Source organism: Haloferax sp. Q22 (assembly GCF_001482285.1).
Taxonomy (GTDB): domain Archaea; phylum Halobacteriota; class Halobacteria; order Halobacteriales; family Haloferacaceae; genus Haloferax.
Map to the genome: position 1 here is coordinate 126,673 of NZ_LOEP01000033.1, position 21,172 is coordinate 147,844.

General features: G+C 66.9%; 23 protein-coding genes and 1 tRNA gene. 14 read left to right on the forward strand and 10 right to left on the reverse strand.

All coding sequences use genetic code 11. The annotated features are described in order from the left end of the window. Position 1 precedes the first annotated feature (1 nt). Positions 2-883 (reverse strand): electron transfer flavoprotein subunit beta, encoded by an 882-nt coding sequence (locus tag AM590_RS15955; RefSeq protein ID WP_058828389.1) that lies wholly within the window; start codon positions 881-883, stop codon positions 2-4. 130 nt (positions 884-1,013) lie between these two features. Next, entirely contained in the window at positions 1,014-1,343 is a 330-nt protein-coding gene (locus tag AM590_RS15960) for a ferredoxin family protein (RefSeq protein ID WP_004974610.1), read from the reverse strand. A gap of 167 nt (positions 1,344-1,510) precedes the next feature. Between AM590_RS15960 and AM590_RS15965 the strand changes: the two genes are divergently transcribed. Then, on the forward strand, positions 1,511-1,990 hold the full coding sequence (locus tag AM590_RS15965; protein ID WP_058828322.1) for a DUF456 domain-containing protein: 480 nt from the start codon (positions 1,511-1,513) through the stop codon (positions 1,988-1,990). 28 nt (positions 1,991-2,018) lie between these two features. On the opposite strand, the gene AM590_RS15970 is transcribed toward AM590_RS15965, so the two are convergent. The 4 genes from AM590_RS15970 to AM590_RS15985 all read right to left on the reverse strand — a co-directional run bounded on the left by AM590_RS15970 (position 2,019) and on the right by AM590_RS15985 (position 7,081). After that, a complete protein-coding gene (locus AM590_RS15970; protein ID WP_058828323.1) occupies positions 2,019-2,678 on the reverse strand; it encodes a cyclase family protein in 660 nt (219 codons plus the stop codon). A 66-nt stretch (positions 2,679-2,744) separates the two neighbouring features. Continuing rightward, complete coding sequence (locus tag AM590_RS15975) at positions 2,745-4,502, reverse strand: glutamate--tRNA ligase (RefSeq protein ID WP_058828324.1); 1,758 nt, start codon at positions 4,500-4,502, stop codon at positions 2,745-2,747. A 180-nt stretch (positions 4,503-4,682) separates the two neighbouring features. Beyond that, positions 4,683-5,729, reverse strand: a complete 1,047-nt coding sequence (gene idsA3, locus AM590_RS15980) for a geranylfarnesyl diphosphate synthase (protein ID WP_058828325.1) — start codon at positions 5,727-5,729, stop codon at positions 4,683-4,685. Beyond that, the gene (locus tag AM590_RS15985; protein WP_004974618.1) at positions 5,729-7,081 is read right to left on the reverse strand and encodes a ribonuclease J; all 1,353 of its coding nucleotides are present in this window, start codon (positions 7,079-7,081) and stop codon (positions 5,729-5,731) included. The genes idsA3 and AM590_RS15985 overlap by 1 nt, the downstream gene beginning before the upstream one ends. A gap of 382 nt (positions 7,082-7,463) precedes the next feature. On the opposite strand from AM590_RS15985, the gene AM590_RS15990 reads away from it, so the two are divergent. The 3 genes from AM590_RS15990 (at position 7,464) to purF (ending at position 9,744) form a co-directional block, all read left to right on the forward strand. Beyond that, complete coding sequence (locus tag AM590_RS15990) at positions 7,464-7,694, forward strand: LSM domain-containing protein (RefSeq protein WP_004042938.1); 231 nt, start codon at positions 7,464-7,466, stop codon at positions 7,692-7,694. Next, positions 7,691-7,867 (forward strand): 50S ribosomal protein L37e, encoded by a 177-nt coding sequence (locus AM590_RS15995; RefSeq protein ID WP_004042936.1) that lies wholly within the window; start codon positions 7,691-7,693, stop codon positions 7,865-7,867. The genes AM590_RS15990 and AM590_RS15995 overlap by 4 nt, the downstream gene beginning before the upstream one ends. Before the next feature lie 395 nt (positions 7,868-8,262). Beyond that, the gene (gene purF, locus AM590_RS16000) at positions 8,263-9,744 is read left to right on the forward strand and encodes an amidophosphoribosyltransferase (RefSeq protein ID WP_058828326.1); all 1,482 of its coding nucleotides are present in this window, start codon (positions 8,263-8,265) and stop codon (positions 9,742-9,744) included. A gap of 337 nt (positions 9,745-10,081) precedes the next feature. Here the strand turns inward: purF and AM590_RS16005 are convergent, their stop codons facing one another. Further along, positions 10,082-10,642, reverse strand: coding sequence for a DUF420 domain-containing protein (locus AM590_RS16005; protein ID WP_058828327.1), 561 nt, complete (start codon positions 10,640-10,642; stop codon positions 10,082-10,084). 143 nt (positions 10,643-10,785) lie between these two features. On the opposite strand from AM590_RS16005, the gene AM590_RS16010 reads away from it, so the two are divergent. The 4 genes from AM590_RS16010 to AM590_RS16025 all read left to right on the forward strand — a co-directional run bounded on the left by AM590_RS16010 (position 10,786) and on the right by AM590_RS16025 (position 14,137). Further along, a tRNA-Leu gene (locus AM590_RS16010) sits at positions 10,786-10,870 on the forward strand. A gap of 274 nt (positions 10,871-11,144) precedes the next feature. Further along, on the forward strand, positions 11,145-11,666 hold the full coding sequence (locus AM590_RS16015) for a multiprotein-bridging factor 1 family protein (protein WP_058828328.1): 522 nt from the start codon (positions 11,145-11,147) through the stop codon (positions 11,664-11,666). A 35-nt stretch (positions 11,667-11,701) separates the two neighbouring features. After that, on the forward strand, positions 11,702-12,892 hold the full coding sequence (locus AM590_RS16020) for an alanine--tRNA ligase-related protein (protein ID WP_058828329.1): 1,191 nt from the start codon (positions 11,702-11,704) through the stop codon (positions 12,890-12,892). A 99-nt stretch (positions 12,893-12,991) separates the two neighbouring features. Then, positions 12,992-14,137, forward strand: a complete 1,146-nt coding sequence (locus AM590_RS16025) for an acyl-CoA dehydrogenase family protein (RefSeq protein WP_058828330.1) — start codon at positions 12,992-12,994, stop codon at positions 14,135-14,137. 38 nt (positions 14,138-14,175) lie between these two features. Here the strand turns inward: AM590_RS16025 and AM590_RS16030 are convergent, their stop codons facing one another. Next, entirely contained in the window at positions 14,176-14,589 is a 414-nt protein-coding gene (locus AM590_RS16030) for a hypothetical protein (RefSeq protein WP_058828331.1), read from the reverse strand. A gap of 75 nt (positions 14,590-14,664) precedes the next feature. Here AM590_RS16030 and AM590_RS16035 point away from each other — a divergent pair, with 75 nt between their 5' ends. The 3 genes from AM590_RS16035 to AM590_RS16045 all read left to right on the forward strand — a co-directional run bounded on the left by AM590_RS16035 (position 14,665) and on the right by AM590_RS16045 (position 16,279). Continuing rightward, positions 14,665-15,219, forward strand: coding sequence for an HAD family hydrolase (locus tag AM590_RS16035; RefSeq protein WP_058828332.1), 555 nt, complete (start codon positions 14,665-14,667; stop codon positions 15,217-15,219). 193 nt (positions 15,220-15,412) lie between these two features. After that, a complete protein-coding gene (locus AM590_RS16040) occupies positions 15,413-15,826 on the forward strand; it encodes a hypothetical protein (RefSeq protein ID WP_058828333.1) in 414 nt (137 codons plus the stop codon). A gap of 105 nt (positions 15,827-15,931) precedes the next feature. After that, positions 15,932-16,279 (forward strand): DUF6249 domain-containing protein, encoded by a 348-nt coding sequence (locus tag AM590_RS16045; protein ID WP_058828334.1) that lies wholly within the window; start codon positions 15,932-15,934, stop codon positions 16,277-16,279. A 22-nt stretch (positions 16,280-16,301) separates the two neighbouring features. Here AM590_RS16045 and AM590_RS16050 read toward each other — a convergent pair whose 3' ends face one another. Then, on the reverse strand, positions 16,302-17,807 hold the full coding sequence (locus tag AM590_RS16050) for an RtcB family protein (protein WP_058828335.1): 1,506 nt from the start codon (positions 17,805-17,807) through the stop codon (positions 16,302-16,304). A gap of 87 nt (positions 17,808-17,894) precedes the next feature. Beyond that, positions 17,895-18,305, reverse strand: a complete 411-nt coding sequence (locus AM590_RS16055) for an archease (protein WP_058828336.1) — start codon at positions 18,303-18,305, stop codon at positions 17,895-17,897. A 177-nt stretch (positions 18,306-18,482) separates the two neighbouring features. Between AM590_RS16055 and AM590_RS16060 the strand changes: the two genes are divergently transcribed. From AM590_RS16060 to AM590_RS16070, 3 genes are all read left to right on the forward strand, one after another. Then, entirely contained in the window at positions 18,483-18,959 is a 477-nt protein-coding gene (locus AM590_RS16060) for an N-acetyltransferase (protein ID WP_004969418.1), read from the forward strand. A gap of 108 nt (positions 18,960-19,067) precedes the next feature. After that, on the forward strand, positions 19,068-20,036 hold the full coding sequence (locus tag AM590_RS16065; RefSeq protein ID WP_058828337.1) for a sugar phosphate isomerase/epimerase: 969 nt from the start codon (positions 19,068-19,070) through the stop codon (positions 20,034-20,036). A 3-nt stretch (positions 20,037-20,039) separates the two neighbouring features. Then, the gene (locus AM590_RS16070) at positions 20,040-21,158 is read left to right on the forward strand and encodes a Gfo/Idh/MocA family protein (protein ID WP_058828338.1); all 1,119 of its coding nucleotides are present in this window, start codon (positions 20,040-20,042) and stop codon (positions 21,156-21,158) included. Positions 21,159-21,172 lie beyond the last annotated feature (14 nt).

The window sequence follows — 21,172 nt, forward strand, 5'->3', positions numbered from 1 at the left end:
GTCAGTCACCCCCCGCAGCCGCGGCGTCGCCAGCGTCGTCGCCGACCGCCGACTGCATCGCGGTCAGCACGTCCTGCATGGCACCCGTATCGTCGGGGTCGACCATCGTGGCCTCCCGCTCGGCCGGCGCTTTCGGAATCGGGTCCACCGACGAGACGATGGTCGGCGAGCCATCGAGGCCGATGTAGTCCGGGTCGACGTTGATGTCGGCGTGGTCCCGCACCGTCAGGTGCTCTTCGTAGTTCTCGGCGTGTGCTTGGGTCTCCTCACGCAGGTCCTTCAGCGTCAGCCGCTCGCCCGCCGTCCGATACGACGGCTCGAACTCGGGGTCCGCGACGACGAACGCCGGAAGCTCCGTCTCGACGGTCTCTATCTCCTCGATGTCGCCTTCGACCAGTCGCTTGGCGCGCAGGGTCCCCGCGTCCTCGTCGATGTCGAGGGAGATGACGTGCGTGACCAGCGGCATGTCGAGACACCAGTTCGTCTGCGGGCCGGTGTGGCCCGTCTCCCCGTCTGCGGTCTTGAACCCGGCGAACACTACGTCCGGCTCGCCGAGCGTCTCGATGCCCGCGCTGAGCGTGATGGCCGTCGCCCACGTGTCGGCGGCCGCCATCTCGCGGTCCGAGATGAGGTGGAGGTCGTCGGCGTACACCGTCTCCATCGCCTCCCGTAGCACCTCCTTGTACCCCGGCGGCCCCATGCTCATCACGCTCACTCGCCCGCCGTGTCGAACCCGCGTCTGCAGCGCCGCCTGCAGCGCGAAGCGGTCGTTCGGATTCATCACTGTGGGCGTCTTCCCCCGTTCGAGATGCCCGTCTTCGTCGAACGATACCTGGCCCTCCCGGAAGTCGGGCACACCTTTCGTAAGTACCACCATGTGCATTGAGAACACTCTCCCGTTAATGCTAGCTCATATTCATAATAATCTTTTGTGCTAGGTGGCCGGAATGTCCGCGCCGCTCACGGGGGTCGCTGTCGGCGTCCTCGCCCGCAAAAAATCGGGGTTTCTTCCCTTAGATGCGTCCCGCTCGCCCGGGGTCGACGTCGATGGCGTCAACCGGGCAGACGTCGACACAGAGCATGCAGTCGATACACTGGTCTTCGTGGGTCGGTTCGGCCTTGATGTCGGACTCCGGATGCCCCGGCGTGTCGACCCACGTGAACACGTCCACGGGGCAGTCCTCCAGACACGCCCCGTCGGCGAGGCAGATGTCGAAGTCCACCGCGACGTGCGTGCCGTGGATACCGTGTTTCTCCGGCGGGTCGACCGGTCCCCAGACGGCCACGCCGTTTTCCTCTCCGACCTTCTCCCTGTTTGTCTCGAACTGCGGGTCGATAGCCATGACTCTTAGTGACATATTCCGGTAGAGGCAATAAACTATCCCCCGAACGGGCGGAAACCAGGCGACGCGGCGCGCGAGTCGGTCCCTCTACCTGCGCCGCGGTCCCCACACGGCCTCGACGCGCCCACTCGGTGGGGTGAATAGCCCCCGGTCCGAATCACCTCGGTATGGACGTGTTCCTCTGGGTCGCGCTCGCCCTCTTGGTCCTCGGCGTCGTCGGGAGCGTACTGCCACTGCTTCCCGGCGCGCTCCTCTCCGTGCTCGGCGTGGTCGTCTACTGGGTATCGACCGGCTTTTCGGACCCCGGACCCATCGCGTTCGTCGGGCTCATCCTCGTCGGCCTCGTCGCGCTCGTCACCGACTACGCCGGCGGAATGGTCGCCGCGCGGTTCGGCGGCGCGTCGACCCGAACGTCGATTGTCGCCGGGGTCGCCGGCTTCCTGCTCATGTTCCTCATCGGCCCGCTCGGCATCTTCGTCGGCGTCGCTGGTACGGTCTTCGCCCTCGAATACCTCGAACACCAGGACGCGGAAGAGAGCGGTCGTCGCGCGCTCGTCGCCACGGTCGGCGTCCTCGCCACCGCGGCGGTGCAGGCGCTGTTAACGTTCTCGATGCTCGTCGGGTTCGTCCTCGTCGTGGTGTTCTAAGGCCCGCCCGGCTCCCTCCGTGACCGGGTTACTGCTCGTCGCGCCGCCGAATCAGCCCCGTCTCCGCGTCGGCGACCACCCGAGCGGGCGCGCCGTCGGCGTCCACGCGCAGCGGCATGACGTACAGGTCGAACGTCCGGTCGGTCGGAAGCGCGTCTAACCCGCAGAGGTTCTCGACGACGAGCAGTCCCGCCCCGAGAACCGCGTGGTGCGCCGGGACGCCGTCGCCGCCGGTCGGGTCCGGGCTAAGTGCGTCGGTGCCGACCGAGAGCCCTCGGTCCGCGCAGGCGTGCGCCGTCTCGGGCGCGAGCGCCGGGTGGTCGGGCATGCGTTCGGTTCCCCACTCATCCTCCCAGCCGGTTCGGAACACGAGGAAGTCCACGCGCGGTTCGAGGTGTTCCGGAATCGCGTCCGGCCCGATTCGCCCGCGGGGCCCCGCGTCTCGGCAGTCGGCGATCCGAGCGGTGAACCGGAGGTCGTCGACCGGGAAGTCGTCGAGGGTCGCGCCGTCCGGTTCGGTGTGTGCGGGCGCATCGACGTGCGTTCCGGCGTGGGTCCCGAGTTCGAGCCGGGAAACGCGGTAGCCGTCGGCGTCGAAGTCGGCGTGGGGTTCGACTGTGACGGGCGGGTCGCCGGGATACGTCGGCATCCCGGTCTCGACGCGGCGGGTGAGGTCGAGGAGGGTCATACCACTCCCTACGCGGTGGTGGGTAAAACGAGTGTTCGTGTCGAGCGCGACTGTCCGTCGTTCGGCTTACTTGTGCGCGAAGTAGACGACCGTCTCGTCGTCGCCGCGGTCGTCCACGCGGACGAAGCCGACACGCTCGAACTGGACGAGTTCGTCCTCGGGCACGTCGCCGAAGTCGGGTTCAGCGACGCCCGTCACGTCGCCGTCCATGGTACGCATGCGGACCGAGACGCCGTCGGTCGGAGCCCAGTGAATCACGGCCACGTCGCCCTCGCGGACCACGTCGAGGTCGTCGCCGGTGGCGACGAGCGAGTCGTCCTCGCGGCGGACCGCGCCGAAGCCCTTCAGCCAGACGCGCTCGCCCTCGGCGGGCACGTCGCCCGATTCGAGGAGGACGCTGTCGCCGACGGGGATGTCGCGGGTGCCGCGCTCCTCGAAGCTCGGGTGGAGCGGCGGGTGGGCACTGTCGGGGCCGCCCTCGACGGCGAACTCCTCACACGGGCCAGACACAGTCTGGCTGTCCGCCGAGGTTCCCTCGGCGACGTCCCGGACGAGGAAGTACCGGTCCGTCTCGTCGTCGACGAGGTCGCGGTTGTTCGCGTAGACCGTCGACATCGAGAGGTCGACGTTCGAGGTGGAGGTGCCGAGGCCGACCATCGCGTCTACGATGGCCTGCCCGCGGATGCCGCGGCGGCGGAGGCTCTTGATGGTCGGCACACGCGGGTCGTCCCAGCCCTCGACCTCGCCCGCGTCGATGAGTTCCTTGATGCTCGACGTGGACATCTTCACGTCGTAGGCGTCGACCTGCACGTGGCCCCAGTGGACGACCTCGGGGTAGTCCCAGCCGAAGTAGTCGTAGACGAACTGCTGGCGCTTCGCGGAGTCCTGAAGGTCGATACCGCGGATGATGTGGGTGACGCCCGTGAGGTGGTCGTCGACGCCGGACTGGAAGTCGAGCATCGGCCACGCGCGGTAGTCAGCCGCCTCCTCGCGGGGGTGCGGCGTGTCTATCATGCGGAAGGCGACCCAGTCGCGCAGCGCGGGGTTCTTGTGTTCGATGTCGGTCTTGACGCGGAGGACCATCTCGCCCGAACTGTACTCGCCTGCGACCATGTCCTCGAACTCCTCGCGGGTCGTCTCGGTGTCCTTGTCGCGGTGCGGACACGGCTTTCCGTCGTTCTTCAGGTTCGAGAACGCCTCGCCCGAACACGAGCAGGTGTACGCGCCGCCCATCTCGATGAGTTCGCGGGCGTAGTCGTAGTACGTCTCCACCCGGTCGGAGGCGCGAATCACGTCGTCGGGCTCGAACCCGAGGTAGTCGATGTCGTCGAGGATGGCGTCGTACGCCGTCAGGTCCGGCCGCTTCGTCTCCGGGTCGGTGTCGTCGAACCGGACGATAAAGGAGCCGTCGTACATCTCCTTGTACGTCCCGATGACCGCGGGCATGCGGGCGTGGCCGAGGTGCCACGGGCCGTTGGGGTTCGGCGCGGCGCGCATGCGGACCTCGTCGTACGCCTCGGCGTTCGGGAGGTCGGGGAGCAGCGACTCGTCGGCCTCCTCCTCGGCTTCCATCTCGGCGAGTTCCTCGGGCGCGAGGTCTTCGAGTCGGTCGCGCTTTTCGTCGGCGGACAGCTGGTTGACCTCGGCGACGACGGGGCCGATGAGCCCCGGAATCTCGCCGCCGTGCTGTCGGAAGTCGGGGTTCTCGCCCATCAGCGGGCCCATAATCGCGCCCACGTCGGCGTCGCTGTCGTGTTTGACTGCGTTGAGAAGCGCGTGCTTCTCGGCCTCTCGCTCGATGCGCTCTCGAAGCTCGTCGTCCATTACCGTTCGCTTCCGCGGCGCGCCTAAAAACAGGCCCGGATTGCGGGGAAGGGTCCTCGCGCGGGCAGGGGTACGTGAAATGTTAGCACTTCAGAGTAAATATGAGTTACGGCGGAACTCGGGGACGGAACGACCGAAGAAGAGATTCTCGCGGCCGCGACTCGCGGCGACGCCGCGCGCTCAGTAGCCGCGGGTGATGAGGTAGTCCGCGATGTCGCAGAGCAGCTCGCGGGCCTCGTTGTCCGGGAGGACGTCGAGCCGCGACTTGGCCTGTTCGGTGAGGTCTTCTGCCATCTCGCGGGCGTAGTCGATGCTGCCCGCCTCGTTCAGTTCTGCGACGGCGGCCTCGACTGCCTCCTCGGTGAGCTCCTCGGCCGTCTCGGCGTCGACGAGGTCGTCCACGTCGATGCCCTGCTGGCGCGCGTGGAGGGAGATGATGGTCTCTTTGTTCTCCACGAGGTCCGAGCCGCGCTGTTTACCGAGCTGCTCCGACGGCACGGTCAAGTCGAGCACGTCGTCTTGAATCTGGAACGCGCTGCCGGACTCGATGCCGTACTGGTAGAGCGCCTCGACGACCTCGTCGTCGGCACCCATGATGACCGCCGGAACGGCGGCCGCGGTCCCGTAGAGGACGGCCGTCTTCAGTTCGACCATCTGGAGGTACTCGTCGGGGAGCACCTCGGTGCGGCGCTCGAACTCGATGTCGAGCGCCTGCCCCTCGCAGATCTGCGTGCAGGTGGTCGCGAGTCGGCGGACGGCTTCGAGGCCGTCGGCCGGGTCAGCGCCGGTCTTCGTCAGGAGCTCGAACGCCTTGGCGTACAGCGTGTCGCCGGCGAGGATGGCGGTCGAGTTGTCGTACTCCTTGTGGACCGCCGGAACGCCGCGACGGAGGTCGTCGTCGTCCATGATGTCGTCGTGGATGAGCGTGAACGACTGGATGACCTCGATGCTCACGGCCGCGACCATCACGTCGATGGGGTCGCCCGCGAGCGTCGGGAACGCCCGGTAGTCCTCCGACATCGGTTCGACGTCCGCGAGGGACTCCGCGGTCAGGAGTGAGACGGTCGGCCGAAGGCGCTTGCCGCCGGCTTTCAGGAGGTACCGTGAGGCCTCGTAGAGCCGTTCTGGCTCGGCCATCGGTACGTCCTCGTCGAGCGCGTCGTTGACGAGTTCGCGTCGCTCGCGAATCGCCTCGAGCACCCGCTTTTCCGTCGCGTCGGGAGTCATCACTCCACCAGCTGGATCATGTTTCCGTTCCGCGTGACGTGGACGTCGCGACCGAGGGCGTAGCCCTGACTCTCCGCGAGGTCCACGTACGGAGCGAAGCCTTTCAGGTTCTGGTGGGCCGGGATGACGTGCTGGGGCTGGAGCGCCTGCAGCATCTCGTAGTGCCCCTCCTCGCGGAGGTGGCCCGAGACGTGAATCTCGTCGTAGATGCGCGCGCCCTGCATGCGCAGGAGGCGTTCGGACTGGTAGCGCTGGCCCTCGTTCGTCGGCTCCGGGATGACCCGCGCCGAGAAGATGACCTTGTCGCCGTCGTCAATCTCGTACGGCGTCTCGCCGCGGCCCATACGGGTGAGCATCGCGCGCGGCTCGCCCTGGTGACCCGTGACGATGGGCAGGTAGTTCTCCTTGCCCTCCTTCATGATCCGCTTGAACGTGCGGTCGACGGACTTGCGGTGGCCGTACATCCCGAGGTCGTCGGGGAGGTCGACGAAGCCGAGGCGCTCGGCGGTGCCGGAGTACTTCTCCATCGAGCGGCCGAGGAGGACCGGCTGGCGGCCGATGTCCTTGGCGAACTCGACGAGCGAGGAGACCCGAGAGATGTGCGACGAGAACGTCGTCGCCACGATGCCGCCGTCGTAGTCCTCGACGGAGGTCATCACGTCTTTGAGGTGGCGGCGCGCGACGGACTCGGAGGGCGTGCGGCCCTTCCGGCCGGCGTTCGTACAGTCTTCGATGTACGCGAGCACGCCGTTACCCTCGCGACCGATCTCGCGGAAGCGCTTCATGTCGATGGGGTCTTCGAGGACCGGCGAGTGGTCCATGCGCTTGTCGAGACCGTAGACGACAGCGCCCTCGGGCGTGTGGACGACCGGGTTGATGGCGTCAATGATGGAGTGGGTGACGTGGACGAATTCGAGTTCCACGTTGCCGGAGTCGCCGATGGACATCGTCTCGCCGGCTTCCATCTTGACGAGGTCGTTGTTGACGTTGAACTTGTTCTCGCCCTCAATCTGCTGTTTCACCAGTTCGATGGTGAAGGGCGTCGCGACGACGGGGGCGTCGTAGCGGTGAGCGAGCTTGGAGATGGCACCGATGTGGTCGAGGTGACCGTGCGTGGGGACGATGGCCTGCACGTCTCCTTCGAGGTCGCTCATGACCCGGTCGTCCGGGATAGCGCCCATGTCGATGAGGTCGAGGCTGTGCATCTTTTCGGTCTCGACGTTGTCGTGGATGAGGACCTGCGACAGGTTGAGACCCATGTCGAAGACGACGACGTCGTCTCCGGCACGGACGGCCGTCATCTGACGGCCGACTTCTTCGTATCCGCCTATGGTTGCGATTTCGATTTCCATGGTTTGTGTGTCTCGATATTCCGAGCATCGAAAGCCACGATGTGGCGAAGGTGCTCACGGAAAGACGGGTGTCTGGGGGCCACCGGCCCCGGCGTCTTGCAGCTCGTCGGTCGAATGACCCCGCGTACGAGACGGCCCGAACCGGTCGATTTGGGCGCGCCCGCACTTACCCGCGGGTTTCTGGTACTGAGTTCTACTCACGGGGGTACTAAAAACTACGTGGGTTCACCGCGCCCGCACGCCCGGGCTCGTGAGAGAACGTCTCACGTGAGACGAAGATTCCCTCGCTCGACGACGATTTCGACCCGGACGATCGGATTCGACGGCCATCTCGCACTGTCGGTCCGGCACATTTAAGATAACTACGAGACGGATTTGATGCATGAGCGGCCGACCCCTCGATGTCCTCGAAGCGTCACTCGACGAGCCGGTGACGGTTCTCCTCAAGGACGGAAACGCGTACTTCGGCGTCCTCGCTGGTTACGACCAGCACATGAACGTCGTACTCGAAGAAGCGCTGGACGAAGACACTGTGCCCGGGGATATCGAACTCGAGCAAGTCCAAGACACAACCATTATACGCGGCGATAACGTCGTCACCATCAAAGCATGACGGGTGCAGGAACCCCCAGCCAAGGAAAGAAGAACAAGACGACGCACGTCAAGTGCCGTCGCTGCGGCGAGAAGTCCTACCACGTGAAGAAGAAGGTCTGCTCGTCTTGCGGCTTCGGTAAGTCGAAGAAGCGTCGGAGCTACGCCTGGCAGTCGAAGTCCGGCGACAACTAACGACTCTCGACGGTCTCAGACCGTCTCTGTCTTCTCTCTCGCCGTCTGCGGCGAGAACGAATCCGCGTTCCTGACTCCCGGTTTGTTTTCCCGACAGTGACACTCGCTAGCACCGAGTACGGCATCTTCTCTGCACCTTCGACTCGCGTTCAGATTTTGTCACCAGTTTCATCACTACTACCCGTTGAGCCGTCGCTGTCCTCGCGGGCGACGAGTCGCGGTCACGGGTGGGTCTATTCCCATGTCACGTCTCCCGTCTCGTGTGGGTCGCACGCCGCCTCGCAGTCGCCGACGCTCGCCGACTTATGCACTAATGTGTATATTTCCCGGTTTCGGAACCCGCCGTTACTGCATAAGGACGGGTTTTTTACCCCCTCGACTCTCTACCATCTTCCATGGTAACTGGGCGGGACGACTCCCACCACCACATCAGCGGACCGACCGAGAAGTGCGGTGTCGTCGGCGTCGCACTCGGCGGTCGAGACGCCGCACGGCCCCTGTACTACTCGCTATACGCCCTCCAGCACCGGGGCCAAGAGTCCGCAGGCATCGTCACCCACGACGGGTTCCAACAGCACAGTCACGTCCAGATGGGTCTCGTCGGCGACGCGTTCGGTGCCGACGACCTCGACGGCCTGAAGGGCGAGGCGGGCATCGGTCACGTCCGCTACCCCACCGCCGGCGACGTGTCGAAGTCGTGCGCCCAGCCGTTCGCCGTCTCGTTCAAGTCGGGGTCGCTCGGCCTCGCGCACAACGGCAACCTCGTCAACGCCGACGAACTCCGCGACGAACTGGAGAACTTCGGCCACGCGTTCACCTCCACGGGCGACACCGAGGTCATCGCCCACGACCTCGCGCGCAATCTCCTCGAAGAGGACCTCGTCCGCGCCGTCAAGCGGACCATGGAGCGTATCCACGGCTCGTACGCGCTCACCATCATGCACGACGAGACGGTCCTCGGCGTGCGCGACCCCGAAGGAAATCGACCGCTCTGTATCGGGAAACTCGACGACGGCTACGTGCTCGCCTCCGAGTCGGCCGCCATCGACACGCTCGACGGCGAACTCGTCCGCGACGTGAAACCGGGCGAACTCGTCGTCCTCGACCCCGACGGAAGCGGCTTCGACTCGTATCAACTGGTCGAACGCGACAACACGGCCCACTGCTTTTTCGAACACATCTACTTCGCCCGCCCGGACTCCGTGATGAACGACACGCTCGTCTACGAGGTCCGCCGCGGGCTCGGCCGGAAGCTCTGGGACGAAAACGGCGTCGACACCGACGTGGTCATGCCCGTCCCCGACTCGGGCCGCGCGTTCGCCTCCGGCTACGCGGAGGCCGCCCAAGAGGACGACGCGACCGTCGAGTTCGCCGAGGGGCTGATGAAGAACCGCTACGTCGGCCGGACGTTCATCATGCCGACCCAAGACGAGCGCGAGCGCGCTGTCCGCCTGAAGCTCAACCCCATCAAGAGCACCGTCGAGGGCAAGTCCGTGACGCTCATCGACGACAGCATCGTCCGCGGGACGACCTCGAATCAGCTCGTCCAACTGCTGTACGACGCCGGCGCGACCGAGGTCCACATGCGCATCGGCGCGCCGCCCATCGTCGCGCCCTGCTACATGGGTATCAACATGGCCACCCGCGAGGAACTCATCGCCTCGGACAAGTCCGTCGAGGAGGTCCGCGACACCATCGACGCCGACAGCCTCGGTTACCTCTCTATCGACGCCGTCGCTGAGGTGCTCGAAAAGTCCCGCGCCGACCTCTGTCTCGGTTGTGTCACCGGCGAGTATCCCTACGATATCGACGGCGAGGCGACCGACCGCGACGTGAGTCGCCCCGTCGTCGGTGCCGAAGCGCCGCTGAGCGACTGAGTCTCACCCGTCTCGTTCCCCCGACCTATCGCTCCGTCTGACAGTCACCGAGAGCCTCGATAGCATAGTCAACGCCGCCTTTCTTTTCTCTCGCGCCCGTGGTTCGAACCGTACTCCGACTCGCCGAGGACCGGGTTGCGAGCGGAGTACGGAGTGCGAATCGACGGGGCGGTGGAACGCCGCGGGAGGGCCCGCACGCCCCGTCTCTGTGACCTACCGGTCGCACCACGTACTACCACCCGTCCGAATCAGTGGCCCTCGGGCCGCGCGCCCCGCCGCGGGCGTCGGGCGGGTACTCCCTTTGAACGCCCGAGCGACGGCGCTCGCCACACTTGTCTCAGTAGACGACGTAGAGGAGGACGTAGACGACGTTTCCGAGGACGAACGAGACGAGCCACAGCGACGCGGCGACGCGGCCGAACCGGGCGTGTTCGGTGCCGAAGACCTCGGTTATCGGTCGCGTCAGCGCCAACAGCAACGCGTAGTAGACGACGGGGACACAGACGACTGCGAGGAGGATGTGAATCGCCAGCGTCGGGAGGTAGACGAACTGGTAGACTGCGTCGGGGCCGGGGAACTCGGCGGTCCCCTGGACGACGACCTTGTAGAGATAGAGGACGAGGAACGTCGCAAAGAGGAGGAACGACGTGAGCATCATGCGCCGGTGGCGCTCGATTTCGCCGCGGCGGACGAACCGGACGCCGGCGAGGATGGTGACGATGGCGACAGTGCTGATGACCGCGTTCACGTGCGGAATCGCGTTCAGCACGGCCTCGGGAACAGTCGGAATCGCGGCGCGGGGAATCGCGCCGAGCGCCGCGCCGAAGACGAGCGCGAGCGACAGCACCGAGAGAATCGCAGTCAGTCCGCGGACGTGGTCGCGTGCTCGGAACTCCATAGGCGTATCCGGGTGCTGCGAGGCCAAAATCGTTCGGTCGCCCGCCCGCGGCACGGCGCCTGCAAACGCCCGACATTGCCGAGTCGAAAGGAAAGTCATTTAAATTACCGCGGGGTAAACGAGAGTGCAGCAAGACACAGCGAGCGTGGGTAGCCAAGCCAGGCCAACGGCGCAGCGTTGAGGGCGCTGTCCTGTAGAGGTCCGCCGGTTCAAATCCGGTCCCACGCATCGCATGTGCGGACTCACAGTCCGCAATGAGGCGGCGTAGCCGCCGAATGATGCAGGTGACGTCCCTACACGGACATCACCCACGCACAATCCTTCCACAAAACTACACCCCTGAGATATTTCTCTCTGGGTTTCTCTGACTCACTCTCCGGAGAGGGACTCCTCTCTGGGTTTCTCGCTATTCACCGGACAGCGGCCGTGCCGCCCTCGACTTCCGACGCCGGCGGTCGCCACGTGCCGCGAGTTTAAAAGGGTCGAACGAGTAACACGCGGCATGGCCAAGTACTCGACCAACCGGGGCGGTGGTGGCGGCGACGGCGACAGTTGCGAACTCTGCGGGCGCAGCACCGCGAAGCTCCGGCGCGCGAACGTGGCCGGCGCGGACCTGCTCGTCTGCCCGGACTGCGCGCCGCACGGCGAGAACCGCCACGCGGACCGAAAGAGCGAGTCGACCGACTCCTCGCGCGACGGCTCCGAGCGGAACCGCAAGAAACGCGCCGCCCAGCGCACCGCCAAGATGTACGATAGCGCGAAGGGCGACTCCAAGCACTGGGAGGAAAAGGGGACGAACTACGAGAAAGACCGGCTCCCCTACCTCGTCTCCGGCTACGGCGGTGTCGTCGAGTCCGCCCGGCAGGACGCCGGCCTCCAACTCGCCGACCTCGCCGACGAACTCGACCTCGACGAGAAGCAACTACTCGCTATCGAACAGGGCCGCGCCACCCGGGCGAACGTCGGCGGCTCGGCCATCCGCGCCCTCGAAGAGCGCCTCGACGTGACCCTCGTCGACGAGTAGCACGATTTTTCTCGGTCGGGCGTCTCGACGCGCATATGTCCGACTCACTCGCACCCGAGTCCCCGACAGTCCGGGCGTTCGACGCGACGGTGACGCGCGTCGACGGTCGGTCGGTCGTCCTCGACGAGACGTACTTCTACCCCGAAGGCGGCGGTCAGCCCGCGGACCGGGGCGTTCTCGGCGGCGTCGACGTCGAACACGTCCGCACGGACGCCGACGGCGCGGTCGTCCACGACCTCGCGGCCGACCCTGATTTCGGCGTCGGCGACGAGGTGACGGGCGTCGTCGACGACGACTTCCGGACGTACTGCATGCGGGCGCACACCGCCAGTCACGTTCTCTACGGCGCGGGTCGCCGCATCTTCGACGACCTCGGCTACGGCGGCTTCGACATCTCCGCGGAGAAGGTCCGCGTCGACTTCGAGACCTCGACCGAGGTCGACGACGACGCGCTCGTCGAACTGGAGCGCCTCGTCAATCGAGCGGTGTGGGACAGCCGCGAGGTGTCGTGGGAGGAGATTCCCGTCTCGGAGGCCCGCGAGCGCGAGGAAATCGCGTTCAACGTCAAGACCGAGGAGGGCGTCTTCGCCGACGCCGACGAGGTCCGAGTCGTCTCCATCGACGACTGGGACTGGGCGGCCTGCGGCGGGACGCACGTCTCGAACACCGTCGAAATCGGGCCGGTCGAGGTGCTCGGCCGGTCGAACCCCGGCGAGGGACTCACCCGCGTCGAGTTCGCGGTCGGCCCCTCGGCTATCGACCGCCGCGCCGCGGTTCGAACGTCCACCTACGAGGCCGCCCGAGCGCTCGGGACGAACCTCGACGGCCTCGGAGAGTCGGCCGCCACCGTCGCGGCCGCGCGCGAAGAACTGGAGTTCGAACTCGCCGACCTGAAGTCCGAGGTACTGCGCTCCCGACTCGCGGACTTCGAGACGGTCGAACGCGACGGGTTGACGTGGAAAGTCGGCGCAGTCTCCGGCTTCGATGCGAACGAGGTCGGCGATGCGGCCAAGGAGGCCCGCGACGGCGCGGACGTGCTCGTCGCCGTCGGCGAGTCCGATGCACCGTTCGTCGTCGTCGCCAGCGCCGGTGACGCGGCCGCCGGGGATGTCGTCGCCGAGGTGACAGACGAGTTCGGCGGCGGCGGTGGCGGCGGGCCGACCTTCGCGCAGGGCGGCGGCCTCGGCGCGCCGGCGGACGAAGTGCTGGCGTACTTACGCGACTGAGCGAAGCCCCGCGGAGCGACCGAGACTGTGGCGTGCTGACGCCCGACGGACGACCGGCGGTTCAATCATCTTTTTCAATGATGGTCCGTACTCATCACCATGGAAACCGTAGGGTCTGCCACGGGTCTGACCGACGAGCAACGGGCCATCCGCGACGTGGTCCACGAGTTCGCCGTCGAGGAGATTCGCCCGACCGCCCGCGAGGCCGACGAGACGGAGACGTTCCCCGAGGACGTGTGGGACGGTCTCGCCGAACTTGACCTGACCGGCCTGACCGTCCCCGAGGAGTACGGCGGGTTCGGTGCCGACCGCGCCACCTACGCCATCGTCAACGAGGAGGTCGCCTACGGCCAACTCGCCGTCGCCACCGCGCTCTCGGTGCACTGTCTCGCCACCGAGTGCATCGCCGAGTTCGCTACCGAGGAGCAGAAAGAGACGTGGCTCCCCGAGATGGCCCGCGGCCGGCCGGTCGGCATGTTCGGCCTCTCCGAGCCGGACGCCGGGTCGAACCCCGCGGAGATGTCGACGGTCGCCCGACGAGAGGGCGACGAGTACGTCATCAACGGGAAAAAGCAGTGGATAACGAACGGCCAGCGCGGCGGCGTCTGCATCCTCTTCGCAAAGACCGACCCCGACGACCCCTCGTCGGTCACGCAGTTCCTCGTTCCGAAGGAGGCCGGCTACGAGGTCGGCAAGAAAGAGGAGAAACTCGGTCTCCGCGCGTCCGACACGACGGCCCTCCTCTTCGACGACGTTCGCATTCCTGCGGAAAACCGACTCACTGAGGAGGGGAAGGGCCTCTCCGCCGCCTTCCGCATCCTGACCGGCGGCCGAATCGGCATCGCCTCGCAGGCCGTGGGACTCGCGCAGGCCGCGCTCGACGACGCTATCGACTACGCGAACGAGCGCGAGCAGTTCGACAAGCCCATCTCGAAGATTCAGGCGGTTCGCCACAAAATCGCCGACATGGGCACGCAGGTCCACGCCTCACGGATGCTCGTGCGCGAGGCCGCCCGCGTCGCTGACGCCGGCGACGACCCGCGGACCGCGGCGTCCATCGCGAAATACTTCGCCAGCGAGGCCGCGGTCGACGTGACGAACGAGGCCGTGCAGGTCCACGGCGGCTACGGCTACACCACCGATTTCGACGTGGAACGCTACTACCGCGACTCGAAGATTACGACCATCTACGAGGGGACCAGCGAGATTCAAAAAGAGATTATCGCGCGGTCGCTCCTCGACTGAACGGGCGAGCAGGCCGCTTTTTCAGCCAGTCGAGTCGCTCACGGACTCCGGGCGAGCGTCGGGAGTCCTCGCTCGCGGACCACGTCGACGGCGGCGACACCCGCGAGAAGCAGACATCCGACGAGCGTTACCCACGCGCCGGCTGCCGAGACGAACGTCTCGTCCCACAACTGGATGAACCGCAGGACTGCGACAGTCCCGACGACGCCGACGACGAGTTCCGCGCGGCGGGAGCGCCGTCCGGCGAGCGCGGCCACGGAGAGCAGAACGACTGTCGGGAGGAGGACGATGCCGTGGACGAGTTCCAGCCCGCTTCCCATGCCGCCGTAGTAGATTGAGATAACCGGTCCCTCGTGGGCAGGGTCGACCTGTATCCACGGGAGGAAGACGCCGGCCGCGACGACGAGCGACGGGAGGACCGGGGCGAGGCGTTCGCGGAGCGGGAATGCCATACCGAAGGCGATGCCGGTGTTCCGTATAGGCCTTCTCCCGAAGCGTCTTTTCCCCAGGGTACCCTACTGCGGGCAATGACGCTCCCCGACCTCTCGGCGTTCGACGCCGTCGTTTACGACCTCGATGGGACAATCGTCCGACTCCGCGTCGACTGGGACGACGCCGCCAGCGACGCCGCGGCCGTCCTGCGGGACGCCGGCGTCGACGCCGACTCGCTGGATCTCTGGAAGATGCTCGACGCGGCCGACGAGGCGGGCGTCCGCGACGAACTGGAGCAGGAAATCGCGGCGCACGAGCGGGAGGGGGCGTGGGTATCCGACCGCCTCCCGCTCGCGGACCACCTCGCCGAGGACGGCGTCCCCTCCGGCGTCTGCTCGCTCAACGCCGAGGACGCCTGCCGGGTCGCGCTCGACGTGCACGACCTTTCGGACCACGTCGACGCCGTCGTCGGCCGCGACACCGTGGCGACGCAGAAGCCCGACCCGGAGCCGTTGCTCACGACGCTCGAACGCATGGCGGTCGAGCCCGACTCAGCCGTGTTCGTCGGTGATTCCACCCGCGACGAGGTGACCGCCGACCGCGCCGGCGTCGCCTTCAGATACGTCGACGGCAGCCCGTCGGGCGTCTGAGACGAGGCTCAAACGAACCGGAACTCGAAGATGAAGGGCGAACAGGCGGCACGTCCGCTCCGCCGGGCGGCGTGCCGCGCTCCCGCGTCTCGCCCGGCGCCGATGCTCAACGCACGGGGGCGCTGGCCGCGGAATGCGTGATAAATCTCCGCACCGGCGCGGGCGTTAAGCCCGCCGAGTCCTACGCTCACCCATGGGATTCCCCGTTTCGTACTACTGTCCGCACTGCGGCGCGGTCGTCGAACTCGAACGCGACGGCTATCTGGCCGACAAGTCGGTGACGCCGTACCCGCTCGAAGGCTGGTCGTACGCCGAACCGACCGACGACTTCGAAGACGCCGAGGGCGTCCGGTTCTCCTGCGGCGAGAGCGACACGCCCGCCCTGTCGTGGACCGGGGACGTGGTCGACGCTGACGACGTGGAGAACCCCTCGCTGGCGTCACCGTGCGGCCGCGAGTTCTACCTCTCGTTCGTCAGATACGAGGACGGCCGCGAGGTCGAGGCGGTTCCCGAGAGCGACTACGTCGTCATCGGCGGGGGAGGGGCGTCCGGTCCGTCGGGCCCGCGAGGTCCGGACGCGGGGCCGCACGGTCCCAGCGGGTTCTGAACTTTCGGCGCGACTCGCGCACCACGAGCGCCCCGAGATGATGTCTTCGCGTCGTGCGAACGCGCGTCCCTCCGTATTCAATAGCTCACGCGTCGACTATCCACCATGGTTCCCATTCAGTCCATGTTCGGCCTCAGCGACGCGCTGTTCTTCGTCCCGTTCGTCGCCCTCGCCGTCGTCATCTTCGCGTTCGCCGGCGCGGTGGTCTACCTCGAACACAGAAAGGAGATGGCGCTCATCGAGCGCGGCCAGTACGACGAAGCCAGCCGCGACTCGCGGGCGTGGATTCTCGGCGGCGGCCTGCTCGTCCTCGCGCTCGGCCTCGGAAGCGTCGTCTCAGCGCTCCTCTCCGGTGGCGCGGTCGGCGATGGCGTGACCGCGGTGTTCGTCGGTCTCGCGGCGCTCGCGTACTATTTCTACAAGCGCCGCGCGGTCGGGACGACCGTCGCCTGAGCCGCGAAAATCGGTCGGGAACTCAGCCCTTGATGTTGCAGACGGGGAACGTCCGCGCGACCTTGTCGCCGATGCCCAACTCGTCGGAGACGCGGACGACCTCGTCCACGTCCTTGTAGACGCCCGGTGCCTCCTCGGCGACCGTCGCGCCCGACTGGGCCTTCACGTATATCTTCTCCTGCTCGCGGAGTTCGTCCTGCACTGTCTCGCCCCAGTATTCCTGTTTCGCCTTGGTTCGGCTCATGAGCCGGCCCGCGCCGTGGGCCGTCGAGCCGAAGGTGAGGTCGAGCGACTGGTCGCCGCCGCGGAGGACGTAGCTCCCCGCGCCCATGCTGCCGGGGATGATGACCGGCTGGCCCACGTCGGCGTAGGCGGGCGGCAGTTCGGGTCGCCCCGCGGGGAACGCCCGCGTCGCGCCCTTCCGGTGGACGTAGAGTTCGCGCTCCTCGCGCTCGACGGCGTCGCCGTCTCGCACAGGTCGCCCCTCCGGGTCGACCCCAACTTCGTGAACCTCCTTCTTGGCGATGTTGTGCGCCACGTCGTACAGCAGGCGCATCTCCATGTCGCGCCAGTCGCGGTCGAACACGTCGGCGAACACCTCGCGCGTGCGGTGCATGATGAGCTGTCGGTTCACCCACGCGAAGTTGATGGCGGCGCACATCGCGCCGTAGTACTCCTCCGCGAGCTCGGAGCCGGCGGGCGCGGCCGCGAGTTCCTTGTCCGGCAAGTCGTCGAGCAGGTCCTTGTGTTCCTTCTCGATGCGCCGGAGGTAGTCGGTGCAGGTCTGGTGGCCGAGCCCGCGGGAGCCACAGTGGATGAGGACGACGATTTGGTCGGCTTCGAGGCCGAACGACTCGGCCACGTCCTCGCGGTAGACGTCCGTGACGCGCTGGACTTCGAGGAAGTGGTTCCCGGAGCCGAGACTGCCGATTTGGTTGCGGCCGCGGTCCTTCGCCTTCTGGGAGACGAACTCGGGGCGGGCGTCGTCGCGGAAGCCTTCGTCCTCGCAGTGGGCGAGGTCGTCGTCCGTGGCGTAGCCGGCGTCGACCGCCCACTGCATCCCGCGGGCGAGGATGTCCTCGATAGTCTCGGCGTCGCCCTTGACGACGCCGCCGCCGCCGAGGCCCGAGGGGACGGCCTCGAACAGGGCGTCGACGAGTTCCTCCTCGTGGCCCTGGAGGTCCTCGTAGGTGAGGTTCGTCGTCATCATGCGGACGCCGCAGTTGATGTCGTAGCCGACCGCGCCGGGCGAGATACAGCCGTCTGTGGTGTCGGTCGCGCCGACGCCGCCGACGGGGAAGCCGTAGCCTTGGTGGCCGTCGGGCATGCAGATGGCGTGTTTGGTGATACCCGGCAGGTGCGTCGCGTTCCGCAGCTGTTCGAGCGTCTTGTCGTCGCCGATGTGGTCGAGCAGCGCCTCGGAGGCCAGCACCCGCGCGGGGGCGTTCATCTCGCCCTCCTGCGGAATCTCCCAGACGTGCTCGCGAACCCGTCGCAGTTCGATGTCACCGAACTCGCGCGTTTCCATACCGGGACAATCAACGCGGCGACTCAATAGGATTCCGTCACGCCGCGAGCGTTCGCGGCGCGCCGCGCGACCGTCGGTAACGACGACTCACACGTCGAAGACGACGTACGCCTCCCAGCCGGCGTCGGTTTCCGCCAGTCGCATCTCGGAGTAGGTGACGGCCTTCACGTCGCGGGCGTCCACGTCGGCGAAGGGGACGCCGCGCGCGGACGCCTCGACGACCCACTCGTCGCCCTCCCGCCGGACGGTCGCCTCGTGGGCCGCGGGGAGGACGCCGCGCACGTCGCGCTCGTAGATGAGTTGGTCGAGGTAGTCGAACAACAGCGCCTCGCGGCTCTCCGCGCGGACGGCGAACGAAAAGCGGTCGCCCGTCTCGGCGGGGTCGTCGCACATCGCGGCGGTGAGTCCGTCGGCGACGGCGGCGAAGACGGCACCGAGGCTCTCGCCGTCGGCCTCGACGGCCACGTCGGCGGTGTGGTCGCGGAGCGTGAATCCCATATCCGAGGGAGGGACGCCGCCGACCCTCGTCCTTTCGGTCGGCGACGGGTGCGCGTCTCGACTCCCCGCGTTCGCGCACCGTTCGTGTCGGTGAGCTATCCGGTTCACCGACGGCGACTTCGGTCGGACCTGCAAACGGACGGTGGAGTTATATTCTCGCTCCGGCTACGACGGGACGTGAGCGTCAACGTGGAGATGCGGGTCGACGCCCCCGGCCAGCGCGAGTACGCCGAGGAGGCGTGGGACCTGAAAGAGCGGATTCGGGTCGAGGAGGGGCTCCTGAAACAGCGACGGGGCTTCTTCATGGACGCCTACCGCCGGTCGAACACGTATCTCCTCTACGAGAACGACGCGCTCGTCGCGTTCGCCTCCACCCGGCGCGACGGCTACATCCTCTTTCTCGCGGTCTCGCCCGACGCCCGCGGCGAGGGCTACGGCAAGCGCCTCGTCGCCGAGGTCGCGAGGGAACACCCGGTCGTGACCTGTCACGCCCGGACGACGAACACGAACGCCCTCGACTTCTACGAGCGGATGGGTTTCGAGGTCCGCCGCCGCATCGACAACTACTACGAGGACGGCGGGGCCGCCTTCTACCTCAGACTCGGCGAGGAAGCCGGCCTCAGAGAGAAGCTCTCGGAGTTCCTCCGCCGGTAACCGACCGACATCGGCGCATTCGACACAGATTCGAGAGCCGTGAGGCCGCAGTCACCCTCATTGCGTGTATCCTTAATTTTTATTCACTTCCTAGTATATATGGTTGATATGTACATCGGAGTACTCACCGTCCCGCTCGGAGACGAACCCCTCGACGACGCGCTCGACTATCTGTCCGGTATCGGCGTCGACGGCGTCGAACTCGCCGTCGGCGGCTGGCCCGGCGAGGACCACGTCGACCGAAGCGCCGTCCTCGCGGACGACGACGCGCAGGCCGACCTCCTCGATTCGGTCGAGAGCCGAGACCTGCAAATCAGCGCGCTCGCGACGCACAACAACCCGCTACACCCCGTCGAGGAGACGGCCGCCGAGGCCGACACCGAACTCCGCGAGGCCATCGAACTCGCGGACGCCCTCGACGTGAACACCGTCACCTGTTTCTCGGGACTCCCCGCCGGCGGCCCGAACGACGAGGTACCGAACTGGATTACCGCGCCGTGGCCGACCGAGCACGCCGACGCCCACGACTACCAGTGGGAGGTCGCCGTCGACTACTGGTCCGAGCTCGCCGCGTTCGCCGACGACCACGGCGTCGACATCGCCATCGAGATGCACCCGAACATGCTCGTCTACGAACCGACGGGCATGCTGAAACTCCGCGAGGCGACGAACGAGCGCATCGGCGCGAACTTCGACCCCTCGCACCTCTACTGGCAGGACATCTCCATCACCGACGCGATTCGGTTCCTCGGCGAGGAGGACGCCATCCACCACTTCCACGCGAAGGACACGAAAGTGTACGAGTCCGAGTCGCGCATCAAGGGCGTCCTCGACACGACCTCCTACGCGGACACCGCCGACCGCTCGTGGCTGTTCCGCTCTATCGGCTACGGCCACGACGAGGGCCACTGGAAGGACGTGGTCTCGACGCTCCGGATGGTCGGCTACGAGGGCGCGCTCTCCATCGAACACGAAGACGCGCTCACGTCGTCCAAGGAAGGGCTCGAAAAGGCCGTCGACGTGCTCTCTCGCGCGGTCTTCGAAACGCAACCCGGCGAAGCCTACTGGGCGGAGTAATCCATGACTGACAAACTTTCCGTCGGTGTTCTCGGCTACCGCTTTATGGGCAAGGCGCACTCGAACGCGCTCGCCCGCTTGCCGATGTTCTTCCCCGACGCGCCCGACGTGGAGCGCTCCGTCATCGTCGGCCGCAACGAGGAGGCGCTCGCCGACGCCGCCGACCGCTTCGGCTTCGAATCGACCGCGACCGACTGGCGCGACGTGGTCGACGACGTGGACGTGTTCTACAACCTCGGCCCGAACCACCTCCACGCCGAACCGTCCATCGCCGCGCTCGAAGCCGGTGCCAGCGTCTTCTGCGAGAAGCCGCTCGCGCCGACGCTCGACCGGGCCGAGGCGATGCGCGACGCCGCCCGCGCGGCCGACGGCGTCGCCGGCTGTGCGTTCAACTACCGCTTCGTCCCCGCGATTCGGTACGCGAAGGGACTCATCGAGGACGGCGAACTCGGCGAGATTCGACACGTCCGCGGGCGCTACCTGCAGGACTGGCTCGTCGACCCCGAAGCGCCGTGGTCGTGGCGGAACGACGCGGAACTCGCCGGCTCCGGCGCGCTCGGCGACCTCGGCGCGCACACGGTCGACCTCGCGCGCTTCCTCGTCCGCGACGCCGCGGGCGACATCGAACGCATCTCCGGTCACCTCCAGACGTTCGTCGACGAGCGGCCCGTCCCCGGCGGGGACGAGTACAAGCCCGTGACCGTCGACGACGCCTACACCGCGCAGGCGGAGTTCGAAAACGGCGCGGTCGGGAACTTCGAGGCCTCTCGCTTCGCCGACGGCCACAAGAACGACCACACCATCGAGATTCACGGCTCCGAGGGGAGCCTGCAGTTCTCGCTCGAACGCCTCAACGAACTGGAGGTCAAAACCGGCGACGCCCGCGGCTACGAGACGGTGCTCGTCACCGACGAGGACGACCCCTACCTCGACCACTGGTGGCCGCCGGGCCACGTCCTCGGGTGGGAACACACCTTCGTCCACGAGAACTACGAGTTCCTGTCGGCGGTCGCCGAGGGCGGCGAGTTCTCCCCCTCGTTCGAGGACGCCTACGAGGTCCAAGAGGTGCTCGACGCCATCGAGCGCTCCGACGAGACCGGCGAGTGGGTTAGCCTCGGCTGACAGCGTCGAAGCGA

Coding starts and splice junctions, on each gene's coding strand:
- AM590_RS16050 (WP_058828335.1), bottom strand. CDS start 17,807: ATGGAAACGCGCGAGTTCGGTGACATCGAACTGCGACGGGTTCGCGAG.
- AM590_RS16030 (WP_058828331.1), bottom strand. CDS start 14,589: ATGGCATTCCCGCTCCGCGAACGCCTCGCCCCGGTCCTCCCGTCGCTC.
- idsA3 (WP_058828325.1), bottom strand. CDS start 5,729: ATGACTCCCGACGCGACGGAAAAGCGGGTGCTCGAGGCGATTCGCGAG.
- AM590_RS15995 (WP_004042936.1), top strand. CDS start 7,691: ATGACGGGTGCAGGAACCCCCAGCCAAGGAAAGAAGAACAAGACGACG.
- AM590_RS15975 (WP_058828324.1), bottom strand. CDS start 4,502: ATGGACGACGAGCTTCGAGAGCGCATCGAGCGAGAGGCCGAGAAGCAC.
- AM590_RS15970 (WP_058828323.1), bottom strand. CDS start 2,678: ATGACCCTCCTCGACCTCACCCGCCGCGTCGAGACCGGGATGCCGACG.
- AM590_RS15985 (WP_004974618.1), bottom strand. CDS start 7,081: ATGGAAATCGAAATCGCAACCATAGGCGGATACGAAGAAGTCGGCCGT.
- AM590_RS16025 (WP_058828330.1), top strand. CDS start 12,992: ATGGAAACCGTAGGGTCTGCCACGGGTCTGACCGACGAGCAACGGGCC.
- AM590_RS16070 (WP_058828338.1), top strand. CDS start 20,040: ATGACTGACAAACTTTCCGTCGGTGTTCTCGGCTACCGCTTTATGGGC.
- AM590_RS15955 (WP_058828389.1), bottom strand. CDS start 883: ATGCACATGGTGGTACTTACGAAAGGTGTGCCCGACTTCCGGGAGGGC.
- AM590_RS16055 (WP_058828336.1), bottom strand. CDS start 18,305: ATGGGATTCACGCTCCGCGACCACACCGCCGACGTGGCCGTCGAGGCC.
- AM590_RS16015 (WP_058828328.1), top strand. CDS start 11,145: ATGGCCAAGTACTCGACCAACCGGGGCGGTGGTGGCGGCGACGGCGAC.
- AM590_RS15965 (WP_058828322.1), top strand. CDS start 1,511: ATGGACGTGTTCCTCTGGGTCGCGCTCGCCCTCTTGGTCCTCGGCGTC.
- AM590_RS16045 (WP_058828334.1), top strand. CDS start 15,932: ATGGTTCCCATTCAGTCCATGTTCGGCCTCAGCGACGCGCTGTTCTTC.
- AM590_RS16020 (WP_058828329.1), top strand. CDS start 11,702: ATGTCCGACTCACTCGCACCCGAGTCCCCGACAGTCCGGGCGTTCGAC.
- AM590_RS16040 (WP_058828333.1), top strand. CDS start 15,413: ATGGGATTCCCCGTTTCGTACTACTGTCCGCACTGCGGCGCGGTCGTC.
- AM590_RS15960 (WP_004974610.1), bottom strand. CDS start 1,343: ATGGCTATCGACCCGCAGTTCGAGACAAACAGGGAGAAGGTCGGAGAG.
- AM590_RS16005 (WP_058828327.1), bottom strand. CDS start 10,642: ATGGAGTTCCGAGCACGCGACCACGTCCGCGGACTGACTGCGATTCTC.
- AM590_RS16065 (WP_058828337.1), top strand. CDS start 19,068: ATGTACATCGGAGTACTCACCGTCCCGCTCGGAGACGAACCCCTCGAC.
- AM590_RS16035 (WP_058828332.1), top strand. CDS start 14,665: ATGACGCTCCCCGACCTCTCGGCGTTCGACGCCGTCGTTTACGACCTC.
- purF (WP_058828326.1), top strand. CDS start 8,263: ATGGTAACTGGGCGGGACGACTCCCACCACCACATCAGCGGACCGACC.
- AM590_RS15990 (WP_004042938.1), top strand. CDS start 7,464: ATGAGCGGCCGACCCCTCGATGTCCTCGAAGCGTCACTCGACGAGCCG.